Raw genomic sequence first — 13,836 nt, forward strand, 5'->3', positions numbered from 1 at the left:
TTAGAATAGTTTTGAGTTGGCTGATTTAGCCTTTGTAGGAGATGGTAGTTCTTGTTAGAAAACGTTGTAAAAAAGGTAGATTCATCCCTATCACCAGCTAAAGCATCTGAACAACAGAAGACGTTTGCATTATGGCCGGTGCTGGTCGCAGCCGCCATATTCGTTTTAAGCGCCCTATTTTATGATTCTGTGCTGTTCTCGGTATCGGGTTTCGCGACAAATGTGGTGATAAGTAAGAAAATCACCTGGTTTGGTCGCTGGATTCCTACGGATCTCACTACTGGTGTACATACGCGCCTGACCCAGCATAAAACCGCCTTTGTGGAGATGATGGTTTTTCTGGGCATTATGTTTGTGGTTTATGGCTTTTGTGCCTGGTTTATTAATCGGCGCGCCAGGTCTGGTTCACTGAAAACCCTGTTCGGGCTACTCTGGCTGGGGGTATTGGTTGTGAGCGTTATTTATATGCTCACTCCTGGCATGATGGCTTCAGATGTCTATTCATACTCCAGCTATGGTCGCCTCCTGATGCTATATCATGTGAACCCTTATTTTGTTCCACCATCAGCTTTCCCACATGATATAACATATCAGTGGCTCTACTGGCATGGTACTGTTTCCATTTACGGGCCTATCTGGCTTGCGGTTTGTGGCTTATTGTCTCTTTTCAATGATGCAACACAATTCGGTTTGATCTTCACTTTCCGCTGTTTCGCTATCCTATCTAACCTGGCCAATATTGTATTGATTATCGCGGCGCTGCGAGCTCTAAAATGCTCTCCCAGATACGTTTTGCTAGGAGCGTTCCTTTATGCCTGGAATCCTCTGGTGCTGATGGAGACAGCTTATAGTGCCCACAACGACGTTTTTATGGTTACTTTCTTGCTGTTAGGTTTTTACCTTTGCGCACGCGCTCAGCAGAAAGGCACCTTTTTAGACTGGCGTGGCTACCTTCCGCCCGTGATTGCTTTTACGGCTGCTGTGCTAGTAAAATTTAGCGCGGCCGTTGTCCTCCCTGTCTTCGTACTGGCGGTTTGCTTCGCTACGATACAGGCAGATAGCACAAACGGGAAACTGGTCTGGAAACGGGCCTTGCGATCCGGGATTATCTCGACGGTCGTTTTTGGTGTCATTGCGCTGGCTTGCTATGGTCCCTTCTGGATTGGTCATAGTTTCCACGCTATCGTGAGTGGTTTTACGACGTTGCCGGCGTCATCTGACTCGATCAGCTCGGTGCTATCTACTTTCAAAAACTACAATCTCTATCATGCCTTACCGCCCGCGTTGAACATATTCAAGAGCCGTAAATTGTGGAATATTGTCAACGTTCTCGCCATGATATTGCCAATTGTGGCCGGGTGTATATATTTGTGGCGAGCCCCCAATACACGCACGATTGTGCTGGTTACCCTGGCTTCGTTCGCAGGATTTCTACTCTCAACTCCCTGGTTCTTTTCCTGGTATCTGATCTGGCTGGTAGGTTTGCTCCCATTTTGTGTCGCAGCCAGAATGAATCGTGTTAGTTACACGCTGCTGGCCTTTTCCCTGGTCTTCTCGGCAACGGCCTTCTTCTCTTACTACACCACCCTGGTTGGCTGGATGCTGCTGCTCTTAAAGCCTCCGGCATTGACCTGGAATATCTGGCTCAGCCTTGGCATATTGGGCATACCTATCGCTGTCCTGGTCATTACCTGGCTCCTGTGGCCGCGCTTCGCGCGTCCCGAGGCGATATCGATACAGGATACTCCACTGGCATCGCCCGCCGCCGATAGCGCGTTGGTGAAATAACGATAAAGAGAAAGAGCCGCCTGCAAGCCGGTCCGTGGACCGGCTTGCAGGCGGCTCTTTGTATTACCCTATGAGAGGAAAGGAAGCGCCCGCGAGGGGCGCACCTATGGGATTACTGTTGCTCCTCGGAGGGTTCTGCGTCGGGGGCGACGGACTCTATGTTGGTCTCGGCGTCTGCTTCTGCCGACTCTACCGGGGCTCCGATCGCAACCGGCTCACCGCCTTCTCCGTTTTCCACCGCGACTGCCTCACCCTCAGCCTCCTGGTCAGCAAGCTTTTTGCCATTGGTGGTGGCAATCGCGACGATGCTGTCGTTTTTATTGACGTGCATCAGGATGACACCCTGCGTGGCACGGCCACTGACCTTGATGGTATTGACGTCGGTACGAATGACGACGCCGCTGGCTGAGATGATCATCAGGTCGCTATCCTGGTCGGTTACGACGCGTGCCGTTGCCACCAGGCCGGTTTTATCCGAGACTCTGGAGGTAATGACGCCGCTACCGCCACGATTGTGGCGTGGATACTCATCGACCGGGGTACGCTTGCCATAGCCATACTCAGTGACGATCAGGAGCTCACTATCCGCCTTCACCAGGTTCAACGAGACGAGCCGGTCATCCTGATCCAGGCGGATACCACGGACACCGCCGCTGGTGCGCGATGCCAGCCGCAGGTCATCGACACAGAAGCGAATAGCCTGACCTCTGGCCGTGATCAGCAGCACATCGTCTCCTTTGGCCGCCATCTTGGCTCCAATCAGCTCATCATCATCTTCCAGGTTCATGGCGATCAAGCCCTGGCGACGCACCACCTCAAACTCGCTCATGGAGGTCTTCTTGACCTCGCCCTTCTTAGTGGCGACGATCAGTACATCGCGACTGATACCCTTGGGGACCGAGACGATAGCGGTGATACGTTCGCGCTGCTCGATGGCGATCATGTTGATCAGATGCTCGCCCCTGGCTGTGCGGCTCACATCCGGCAGCTCATACACCTTTAACTGGAAGACGCGACCACGGTCCGTGAAGAAGAGCAAGCTGTCATGGGTATGGGTGACCAGCAGATGGCGCACCGCGTCATCCTCTCGGGTGACCATACCGGTCACGCCACGACCACCACGGCGCTGCGCGCGGTACGTGTTGGAAGGCAGGCGCTTGATATAGCCCTTCTCGGTCAGTGTAACGACCACTTCCTCATTCGGGATCAGATCTTCGTGTTTGAAGTCTCCAACCTCGGCGGCATCAATCTCTGTGCGCCGCTCGTCGCCGTACTTCTCTTTCAGCATCGTCAGGTCATTTTTGATCAGCTTGCGAATCTCATTGATATCACCGAGCAGCATGTTGTAGTAATCGATGTGCTGCAAGACATCTTTGAGTTCGTCCTCGATCTTCTGCCGCTCCATAGAAGCCAGGCGGGCCAGGCGCATGTCCAGAATCGCCCGAGCCTGTTCTTCGGACAGGCCGAATTGCTCGCGCAACTGCGTCAGGCCATCCTCGTAAGCGGACCTTGATGAGCGGATGATGTTGATGACGGCATCCAGGTTATCAAGGGCAATCTTTAAGCCCTCCAGGATATGTTTGCGGGCCTCGGCCTTTGCCAGCTCGAAGCGGGTACGGCGTGTCAGCACGTTTTCGCGATGCCGGATATAGTGGTAGAGGAACTTCTTCAGCGTCAGCGTCTGTGGCTGCTGGTCTACCAGAGCCAGCATGTTGGTGTTGAATGCCGTCTGCATGGCGGTATATTTAAACAGCGAGTTCAGCACGCTATCAACGTTGGCGTCGCGCTTCAGGTCGACGACCATGCGCATGCCCTGCCGATCCGATTCGTCACGCACCTCGGAGATGCCGTCGATCTTCTTATCGCGGGCTAGCTCGGCGATCTTCTTCACCAGGTCAGATTTAATTACCTGGTAGGGTAGTTCGGTCACAATAATGCTGATGCGTCCGCGCTCGGTCTCTTCAGTGGTGGTGCGCGCGCGAATCACGATGCGGCCGCGGCCATTGGCGTAGGTATTGCGGATGCCCTCACGACCCTGGATAATGCCGCCGGTCGGGAAGTCTGGTCCGCGAATGATGCGTGCCAGCTCTTCGGTAGTGGCCTCGGGATTATCGATCAGATAGGTGATGCCATCGCAGAGCTCGTTGAGGTTGTGCGGCGGAATATTGGTCGCCATACCAACGGCAATGCCTGTTGAACCATTGAGCAGCAGGTTGGGTAAACGTGCTGGCAGCACGACAGGTTCTTCGGTCTGGTTATCATAGTTGGGAACGAAATCGACGGTATCTTTTTCAATATCGCCCAGCAGTTCATCCGCGATGGTGGCCATTTTGGCCTCGGTGTAACGCATCGCGGCAGGTGGATCATCGTCTTGTGAGCCGAAGTTACCCTGGCCAAGAACGAGAGGATAGCGCATCGCCCATGGTTGAGCCAGACGCACAAGTGAAGCGTACACGGCTGCATCACCGTGTGGGTGATAACTCTTCAACACCTCGCCAACGGTACCTGCGCACTTACGAAATTGTCTCGTTGATTGCAGACCCATCTGGTCCATAGCATAGAGCACACGACGATGAACAGGTTTCAGGCCGTCTCGAACATCTGGGAGCGCGCGTGCTACAATCACACTCATTGAGTAATCGAGATAGGCTCCTGTCATTTCTGTAACGATATTGACTGGCTTTACATTGCCCGGTTCCATAAAAACATCCTCACCAAAAGTAAGACATAGCCTGAAGGCGATATCGGGTTGAAGCATTGATATAAGCTGCTTGGAGGGGTCTTAGAAAATTTGATCCTACCTGCTTTATTATAGCACATCGGGCTTCTATTTACGAATTTTTAACATGTCTTTAGCATGTTATTCCCAGCTTGTCTGCCACCTAATTGGATGGGCGAGTATGGCTGGTTGACGCCTTTTCGGGGGTCCATTGCCACACGCTTATAAGCATGTGGCAATGGACCCCCGAAAAGGCGTCAACCAGCTCATATATTACTATATGGACAGTAGGGTTGACAAAATACGATTTTGTCAACATAGACTCTATGTTTTGGAAAAAACCTGTGGTATGATTAAATGCAGGAACGGAATTTACGGGGAAAATTTCAGTGCTGTTGCTTTCTCCGGTTGTGTAGCGCCTGCGATTCTGGTGACATTGGGAGAGTTAGAGTATATGTCTTTACCATTCACGGAACAACAGTGCTTCTTTGTCGCTATCCTGATCTTTATCGTGGTTGGGTTTCAACGTGGCTGGCGACGCGAGCTTGTTTCACTGGTGTTTATTTTGTTGGCTGCTTTTCTTGTCCATCAAGATACTAGCAATGCTGTCGGTTCTTTCATCGGTCGCTTGCCTGCTAGTGTTGGTTATGCCGCAGGTTCCAGTCAGCCCCAGACTAGCGCGGTAACCGGCTTTCTAGGTGGCCCCTTCTGGTCCTTAATTATTTTTGCCGCCATGGTAGCGCTGGGCTACTACATAGGAAATAAAGCATTTCCTCGACCATCCACACCTCAAGAACGTTTTATAGGTATTGTGCCTGCGGTCATTTCCGGGGCTTTTGTGCTGGGCTATTTAAGTAATTATTTTAAAACGATTGGCGGCCGTTCAACTGTGTCGGTTGATGTTCAATCACCTGATCCTTTAAACTACGTGGCGGTTATTTTTTTTATCGCGGTAATCGCTATCGTGGTGGCGGTGATTGCCTCACGCAGGAAAGCTGCCAAAAAATAAAGAGATGGTGTTTTGAACACTGTGCTGACCGTTGAGGTGACTGAATGGCTGAGAATCCTAAAAAGACGACCACAAGGCGACTGGAAAATCCCTTAAGTTCGGCGCGCCGCCGTTTTAGCTTATCGCCGTTGCGGCGCGGTTCCGATCGACGCTGGCAATTTCCTGGGCAGCAACCGGGTGAAAATGTATTGATGGTTGTACGTCGGCACTGGTGGTTTTTGCTCCGACCAGCGTGGCCATTCCTGGTTGCTGTTCTATCGATTATCGCGATTAGCTTTATCGCGGTGTCCTATCCCACGCTCGGCTCGCTCTGGATTCTGCTGGAGATCGCGGCTGTTGTGGCGACTCTGGTAACGGGCGTGTGGTTTATCTATCGCCACGTGATCGCCTGGTGGTATGAGACCTATATTATCACCGATCGGCGTCTCATCAATGCGCGCGGCTTATTAGAGCCTACACGCCAGCAGACGCCCATTGAAAAGGTCGAGCAGGTTGGCATTGGTGTAGACACTTTGCCCGGCCACCTGTTTAACTTTGGTACGGTGCATGTATACCTGGCGGGTGGCGATCTGTATATCCGCGAGGTGCCAAAGCCCAAAGCTGTCCGAGATGCGATTCAGGGTATATCGACTGAAATCAAGGCGAAAAAGCCAAAGCCTCCGGCTCCTCCCGAGCCGAGCGATCCTGAGCTGGCGGCCGTCCTCAAATCACTGGCTAAGGGCAAGGAGATCCCCAAATTACCCAACGCGGACGAGAATCTTCCGCCTATTCGTGGAGAGAATGGACGCTTCCTGGGGCCGCGCCGTACCTTTGGCGGTATTTTGCGCCTGCCCTGCGATGTACGCTACGTCTCGGGCGAGTATACCGTTATGTATGTCCAGCGTTCGCAGTATCTGCTGTGGCGCAACATCGCGGCTCCAGTATTCTTGCTGATATTGCTGGCCCCCATCACCCTGTTTGCGCCCGGCACCGGCCTGATCCCCTATTCCATCTGGCAATACTGGTGGATTTTCATGGGATTGGTGCTCCTGGGTCTATTGCTAACCATCTTCCTGATCTATACCAACTTTGTTGATGATGTCTATATCCTCACCAACCGCCGCATCATCGACCTTGAGCGCCACTATGGTCTTTTCTTCGAGACCAGCCTGGAGGTAGAGTACAAGAGTGTTCGTGATATTCGGGTGCAGGTGCCTGGCGTGCTTGCCCGCTTCTTTGATGTCGGACATGTCTATATCGAAACGCCCGGCAGCAATCCAGATGTCGTCCTCTCTTATGTGGACCACCCGTTTGTATTGCAGGATGAGGTGCTTGGCATCAAGTCGCACAAAGATAAAGTGGATGCCGCCAAGCGCGAGAACGATGAGAAGAAACACTTATATACCTGGTTCAGCACAGTGGTCAGCAAACTGGAGGATACCGATCAACGTGTGAGCACTCCCAACCTGAAAAACCTGGATCTCTTCGACGCCATGGGTTGTGCCAAAGAATGTGGCCTGGACGTGGTTGTGCGTGGCGAGGCGGTTGATAGCCCCAACATCCCGCCCGGCCTGGTGATCCAGCAGAGTCCCCCTCCTGGTACCGTCATGCAGAAAGGGAGCAAGGTCGAGATCGTCCTAAGTAAAAGACCGACCCTCGTCGACTCCATTTAAATGCGCGTCTGCTTCCCGGTGTTCGGGGGACCTGCGTGCCCCCGCACAGTCTCGCGCCTGCGGCGCTCGCAGGAAATAGTATAGTGGTGCAAGTGTGGCGTGGATGCGCCACACTTGCACCACTATACTATTCCCTTAATAAAAAAAGTGAAGGTGCCAGAAACGTGCTTTGCACGTTTCTGGCACCTTCACTTTTTTTATGCTCACTACCATTTACCGGCGCGGACCAGGAGGGCTACGCTTTCGATGTGATAGGTCTGGGGGAACATGTCGACTGGTTGGGCTGAGACCAGGCGATAGCGTCCACCAGAGCATAGGGTTGCGATGTCGCGGGCTAGCGTGCTGGGATCGCACGAGACGTAGCAGATAGCCCGTGGCGCCATGGTCTGCAATGCCTGTAGCGCCTTGGGATGGCAGCCAGCTCGTGGAGGATCGACCAGGGCAATATCGATGCGTTCGCGTCGATAGTGCAGCTGGTTAAGGATACGTTCCAGCGTTCCTTCCAGGGCTGTGATGTTATTCTGGTTGTTCAGGGCGCATCCGGCTCGCGCATCCATGACCGCGCTGGGTTGGGACTCAACGGCGATTACGCGGGCGCACTGCGAGGCCAGGAAGGTCGAGAAGAGTCCGACGCCGCTATAGCCATCCAGCACCACCTCATGGCGTTGTGGCTCAAGGGCTGCCATGGCCTGCTCGACCAGGACTGAGGTCTGAATTGGATTGACCTGAAAGAATGAATCGGCCGAAATGCGGAAACGCCGTCCCAGTACGGCGTCCGTCAGGAATTCCTGCCCGACAAAGACGCGCCCATAGCGTCCACCGACACGCTCGATGATTACGCCCACGATACCTGGCGCGATCGTCATCAGTTCCTGTGCCAGTTGATGTGGATTCTCCATCATTGAGCCGGGGCGTGCATTCAAAATGAGCAGGGTCGGCACCGCTTTGACCGCGTTGGGCGCGATCCCCGTGGCGGCATTGCTGACTGCCCCGATGGCGCCACGAATGGTTACGCTTTGCAGCATCTGACCGAGGGTGTCACCAAAATAATCGATCAGTTTCCGGCGTACCAGTTGGTAGACCTGGTCCAATGCGGGATGCAAGAGACCACACTCTTCCAGGTCCTGTACATCGTGGCTTTCGGTCAGTTTAAAACCGATTTCGCCCGCCGCGCCGACCGTAAATACAGCATAATTGCGATAGTGCCAGGGTGGGACGCTGGCTGGCATACCGATGGTTGGATGAACAAGTGCGTCCGGTTGTTTGCCGATGCGAACCAGCAATTGGCGCACAATATGAGCTTTCCATGTCAATTGTGCGGGATACGCGATATGCTGCCACTGACATCCGCTATCGGTAAGCTGCGGGTAAGCTGGTTCGACCCGCTCAGGCGCGGGGCGAAGGATTTCCAGAAGTTCCGCACGTGCATGTCCGCGCCGTTCCTCAACAATCTCCACGCGTACCCGTTCACCCGGAATGCCCCCCGGCACGAACAGAACACGTCCCTCATAGCGACCTACGGCGTCTCCTCCGTAGGCAAGATCTGTAAGTTCAACATCAATACTCATGTTCACCTCGGCGGCACCTGGCGACAAACTCTGTCGCTGATGTCCGTCCCCTCTTTCCAACGTTTTTGTATCTTTCAAATCTTACTACATAGCCCCTAACAATGGAGTTTCACATATTGAAGGATGCCTGTAAATAAGTGGGCTTTGATGTAAAGCCCATGTGAGCATCCTCTTATACGTGTCTTTACCAGGAGAGCGGTTGTTTCGGAGAGCCATAGAGCCGCGTCCCAAAGCGGCTTAAAAAGACTGCTCCAACCCCCAGAACCCCTACTCCAATATTGACGAGCCAGCCAATGTAAGGCAACGATCCAAACAGAGCCAGTATCGCCATACCAACGCCGATCTGAACCAGGCGTGTATCATATTGAGGAAGAATGCGCTGCACGATCCAATGTCCGATAATCCAGCCGGTCGCGACCAATCCAAGTGCCCAGGCTGCAAAGAGTCCGACTGCGACCAGAATTGCCAGCGGAATAGGGATAATAAGTGCAAGCAAGACAGCGAAAATAGCCGGTGCAAGCAGAATGCTCAGTAGCCCCAAAGCGAGGCTTCGTCGCGTCTTCTGTTTTATCGTCGTGCGCACCATCATGACATGTTCTGGCAACAAGGTGGTAAGCAGCATCCCCATCAAGACCCATGTCACAATATACCAGAAACGAAATTGAACGCCCGCATCACTTCCAAGCATATCAACGACGCCCGTTGGACAGCCAAAGTAGCTTCCGTGAAGAAGCAGGTTGTCTTCTTTGTACCGTTGACCTCCACAAACATGAATGTCTCCATTGACGTGTGCGCCAGGGGAAGAACTGAGGTTGCCACCATAAAGGGTCACGTTCCCGTCGACCCCCCCATCGATAACCACATTTCCACCAATGACCATCACGTCGCCTTTGACTTCACCATGGATGGTGACATTACCCCAGAATGAAGTCACATCTCCACATACCACTTCTCCTTTGTTTACCACTACAGCACTCCTGAAACCGGGTTTGCGCTGTTCCCCGATGCAGTCGACCTGCGGCTGAGACGCCTGGGATGCCAGGTTGTCGTTCGCCCCCTGGGCCGATGCCGTAGGAACGCCAGTCGTGAGTGCCTCTACTCCACCGCTTATCAAGAATGCTGTCAGGAGTATCAGGCCCGACAGCGAGAACATGAATCGTTGTCTTCGAGAGACCTTTCGCATACTAGAACTCCCTATCATGGTCACCTGACCATGACCTTCGCTGCTTACGCTTCTTGTGGAGAGCGCATCAGGCGAAGCCACATCCCCATCATGACGACCACTGCGAACGCAAGACCTGACAGCAGCAGGTTATCGCGAGTGACGAGGGTTAGCTCGGTCTGGATGTATTCACCTAGCACAATGCCTGCGTCAATGACACCATTGAAGAGGGAAAGTGTTTTGAGTGCAAGATCGGTTTGAAGTATCGCCATGACCAGAAACAAGAGTGGAATGCTGCTCAATGTGAGGAGGCCTAGTGCGGCGCTAACAGCACCAGCTGTGCGTATACGTGCCACGCGCAACCGCTGTTGTTGGCGCAGATCCTCAAGCTGATGGGTAATCTGCTTCTGTTGCTGGACTGCTTGCATGATCTGATCGGTTGAAATGCTGGCCGGGCGTACCAATGAGGGTTCAGGTTTTTGAATATGGGGACGTGGCGAACCAACAAGCATGGCATCTATGCGTTGTTGTTCCTGCACAAAAGCACGACAGGCGGCACACTGACTAAGGTGTTCCTTGAGTGCTTGAGCGCGCGACGGTTCCAGCTCGCCATCACGCTGAGCGATCAGCCATTCTTTAGCGTCGCGACAGCGCATCGATTGGTCCCTCCTCATTAGCAGTTTTCTGTTGCATATAGCGGGCCAACAATTCACGGGCACGGTGTAAGCGTGCTTTTACCAGGGCCGGCGTGAGTTTTAACGCGTTGGCGATCTCTTCGTATGAAAAGTCATACCAGTAGCGCAGCACAATAACCGCCCGGTACTTGGCTGGCAGGCGTTGCAGATACGTTTGTATTTCGTCCTGTTGCTCACCATGTAACGCCGATTGTTCGGGACTGACACCCACATCGACGATCCACTCTAAAAATGGTACATCATCGAGTGGCAGGGCCAGGAAGCGCCGCCGGCGCAGCTGGTCAATGGCCAGGTGGGAAGCAATGGAAAGCAGCCATGTGCTGAATTTATGTGCAGATTTATATGTAGCGAGCTGCGTATAGGCCCGCACAAACGTCTCCTGCGTTACATCTTCAGCTTCCGTGATATTGCCGAGCATACGATACGCGAGATTCTGCACGGCATCTTTATAGCGTTCAACAAGCGTCGCGAAAAGGTCATGTTCGCCATTCAATACCAGCTCAACGAGCGCTGCGTCGCTCATCGACTCCACGATGGCCCCCGACTTTGTTCTGGTGCTGGCCACACTGGTATCTGCGACACCTTGTACACCCGCTGCACCTGTTAGTGTCCCACTACTCTGACCACGACGTGGTTTACGAGCTGGCTGCGCGATTGAACCAGCCCCAATCCCTCCCAACATATTTGAAGCGTTTACAGTTGATTCTAGCATTTGTCACCGCTCATTTATTCTTAAAACTCGATTCAGATCATAAGAGGACGAATATGCTGCGTCTTCTATGGTCATTTACGAGCAGCGACTCAAAAAGTTGTAATCTTCAGTTGAAGTGTAACACCAGTGGGTCATCAGTTGCAAGAGAAGAGGACCCTCTCCGACGCCATACCTGTGATCACAACCTCTGTCTACTGCCTTTCTCTACCAGATCTGTATCGAAGTGAACAACCGTTTCTATTTTCTATATTGTATAGACGTAATAAATCATCGCCATCAAATTATAATAACAAAAAAACAGTCTGATTTCGTCCCCCACAGCCTCAAAATACCGTGTTCATGCTACGCGGCCGCACCGTTTTTCAGGACTTAATGCAATACAACGGGTGGGTGCGATCGCACCCACCCGTTGTATTGCATTAAGTCCCCTGATTATTTTGTCAGCACATTGAGGCTGTTGGTATTATCATTGGTGAAGTAGACCCTGAGGTTCCCCTGCTGATCTTTCACCGCCGCGACGCCAAACAGGGCCGAGTTGTTTCCCTGTGCATCGACCATGGCCGGATCGATCTGTTTTACCCCAACCACGGTCCCCTTCTGCAGATTGATCTCAATCAGATTATTGTTATTCAAGTTTACTACCAGTGCGTCACCATTTAATGGATTGATCGTCATGCCGCCAGGGTTATTCAATGGTCCACCTTTGAAGACGGTCTGAGATTTTACCGAGAGCTTGAGCTTGCTGCTGAATGGATAGCCAGCGATGCGGTTGGTCGAAGGATCAACGGCCAGCAGGACATCTTTCCATTTGTCTTGTCCGACTTTGAGCTCTGGTAGCCAGCGCAGCTCGATCTTTGAAATCTTATCCCGCAGTCCGAACTGGCCGATCTGGGTTACCTTGAACTTGACGGGCTTGCCGCGTTCCTGCTTCTTGATATCGATGCGCAAGATCCTGCCATCAAATTTGTTACTGGTAAAGAAGGAGGCGATCTTATTCATGTCTTTGTCGCTGGTTTGACCAACCGTAATACCCCAGGGTCCATTGAACAGGGGGCTTTTCAGGGTCTGGAAAATGGAGCCATTGGCATTGAGGATCAACACATCATTACCGGTCGAGTTCGCCACCAACAGCTTGCCACCGTCGAAAGCCATCGCCGAGGGACCTGATACGCTGTTGGCGGCCGGCATATTAAAGACGCGTCCCTTACCCGCTACTGGAGCGAACTTTACCAATGTCATCCCCTTGTCCTCATTACCGATATTAGAGACAAGCACGTCCCCGGCCTTCAGCGTTGGTGAAAGATTGGCCGGGGCGATCGCGATCTTGTAAGGGTTAGGATCAACCATGGCCCTTTTTCCAGTGAAATCGAGCACGTTGGCTGTGCTCCCGATCTGCGAGATATTTTTCAGCCCATTGATGTTCGTGATGACCGGAGCATGCCATTGTTTATGTTGCTGATACGCCGCGTGCGAGGTGCTCAATTGCTGTAAAGCAAAAAATATGATCGCACCCAGAAGTACTATAATCGTCGCCATGATACCTAGACGACCACCGCGTGAAGATAAAAGCTTTGTAGAGCCCTCCGTAGCGGACTGAGCACTGGCCGTGTTAAGAAGTGACATTTGCTACTTCTCCCCTTCTTGTCAAAGACAAGTTAAATACATAAACACAAATGTATCGCGTAGTCTGCGACCTTATGTGCTTTTACACGAAGCGATAAAGTCACATTTTCTGAATAACCCAAAAGTCACTTCAAATGCGTAAGTGCATACCAAAGAGACCCTGATTCTTCTGATCGAGAACCAGGGTCTTTGTTTAGAGGGTGTCTGACTCTCATGATTATCTCCTGCTGCTTGCATGAGCTTTCACACCTGCGGTGCTCACGTGCCAATTTTATAGTGGTGTCTGGGGTGCGCGAATGCGCACCCCAGACACCACTATAAAAAACTAGCGCGGCTGCGCTCACGTGCCTGCAGGGTGAAGGGAGTCAGATACACCATTCTGCAGGGACATGGCAGGATGGCTGATGGTTGTTAAGCGACGATGAAGATCATCCTTGTATCAGTGGCTGTCGCACCTGAAGGATCTGTCAATGTCACCGTAGCCCACGCTGGACCTAGATTAAAACCAACAATAGTAGGATTGGGGTTGGAAGGTATCCCAACCCTGCGCGGTTGACCATCACAATTAACATCCTGTGTGCCCGTCGCTGTAGTTGCATGCCCGGCACCCGACTGTTGGGCGGTCTGGTTGACGGTGAGCGAGACATGTCCAAGAGCGGCCCCCGAACATCTGTAAGCGGCTGGCACGTCGATAAAGCCGACTTCATCATTCAGCAGCCTGGCTAGGCGACAGATGTGAACTTGCGGGGCGGTGCTATGTGTGTATCTAGCTATCATACACTCTTCTTTCTCAGGAGGGAAGGGAGGATGAGTCTGATTCACGAATGTATGTGCGTGTGCTGCAGTAGCCAACGTAGCTGAACTCGCCAGCAATGATAGCAAGCAGATGGCGAGAACAGCGCAAACCT

General features: G+C 52.5%; 10 protein-coding genes. 3 read left to right on the forward strand and 7 right to left on the reverse strand.

Features of this window, described 5'->3' with window-relative positions; genetic code table 11:
• The first annotated feature begins 51 nt into the window (after positions 1-51).
• Complete coding sequence (locus tag AABA21_RS26790; RefSeq protein WP_338254937.1) at positions 52-1,788, forward strand: MptA/MptB family glycosyltransferase; 1,737 nt, start codon at positions 52-54, stop codon at positions 1,786-1,788.
• A 112-nt stretch (positions 1,789-1,900) separates the two neighbouring features.
• Here the strand turns inward: AABA21_RS26790 and gyrA are convergent, their stop codons facing one another.
• On the reverse strand, positions 1,901-4,489 hold the full coding sequence (gene gyrA, locus AABA21_RS26795) for a DNA gyrase subunit A (RefSeq protein WP_338254938.1): 2,589 nt from the start codon (positions 4,487-4,489) through the stop codon (positions 1,901-1,903).
• A gap of 349 nt (positions 4,490-4,838) precedes the next feature.
• On the opposite strand from gyrA, the gene AABA21_RS26800 reads away from it, so the two are divergent.
• Both AABA21_RS26800 and AABA21_RS26805 read left to right on the forward strand, forming a co-directional pair.
• A complete protein-coding gene (locus AABA21_RS26800; RefSeq protein WP_338254940.1) occupies positions 4,839-5,516 on the forward strand; it encodes a hypothetical protein in 678 nt (225 codons plus the stop codon).
• 44 nt (positions 5,517-5,560) lie between these two features.
• The gene (locus tag AABA21_RS26805; protein ID WP_338254941.1) at positions 5,561-7,168 is read left to right on the forward strand and encodes a PH domain-containing protein; all 1,608 of its coding nucleotides are present in this window, start codon (positions 5,561-5,563) and stop codon (positions 7,166-7,168) included.
• 206 nt (positions 7,169-7,374) lie between these two features.
• On the opposite strand, the gene rlmD is transcribed toward AABA21_RS26805, so the two are convergent.
• The 6 genes from rlmD to AABA21_RS26835 form a co-directional block, all read right to left on the reverse strand.
• On the reverse strand, positions 7,375-8,736 hold the full coding sequence (rlmD, locus tag AABA21_RS26810; RefSeq protein ID WP_126596442.1) for a 23S rRNA (uracil(1939)-C(5))-methyltransferase RlmD: 1,362 nt from the start codon (positions 8,734-8,736) through the stop codon (positions 7,375-7,377).
• 184 nt (positions 8,737-8,920) lie between these two features.
• Positions 8,921-9,919, reverse strand: a complete 999-nt coding sequence (locus AABA21_RS26815; protein ID WP_338254943.1) for a DUF8173 domain-containing protein — start codon at positions 9,917-9,919, stop codon at positions 8,921-8,923.
• A gap of 44 nt (positions 9,920-9,963) precedes the next feature.
• Positions 9,964-10,554: an anti-sigma factor family protein gene (locus AABA21_RS26820; protein WP_338254945.1), complete on the reverse strand. Its 591-nt coding sequence runs from the start codon at positions 10,552-10,554 to the stop codon at positions 9,964-9,966.
• A complete protein-coding gene (locus AABA21_RS26825) occupies positions 10,535-11,305 on the reverse strand; it encodes an RNA polymerase sigma factor (RefSeq protein ID WP_338254947.1) in 771 nt (256 codons plus the stop codon). The genes AABA21_RS26820 and AABA21_RS26825 overlap by 20 nt, the downstream gene beginning before the upstream one ends.
• A 432-nt stretch (positions 11,306-11,737) precedes the next feature.
• A complete protein-coding gene (locus AABA21_RS26830) occupies positions 11,738-12,928 on the reverse strand; it encodes a YncE family protein (RefSeq protein WP_338254949.1) in 1,191 nt (396 codons plus the stop codon).
• Between the two features lie 411 nt (positions 12,929-13,339).
• Positions 13,340-13,705 carry a hypothetical protein gene (locus AABA21_RS26835; RefSeq protein WP_338254951.1) on the reverse strand — a complete coding sequence of 122 codons (366 nt, stop codon included), beginning with the start codon at positions 13,703-13,705 and terminating at the stop codon, positions 13,340-13,342.
• Positions 13,706-13,836: the final 131 nt, after the last annotated feature.

This window comes from Dictyobacter halimunensis, from assembly GCF_036245075.1.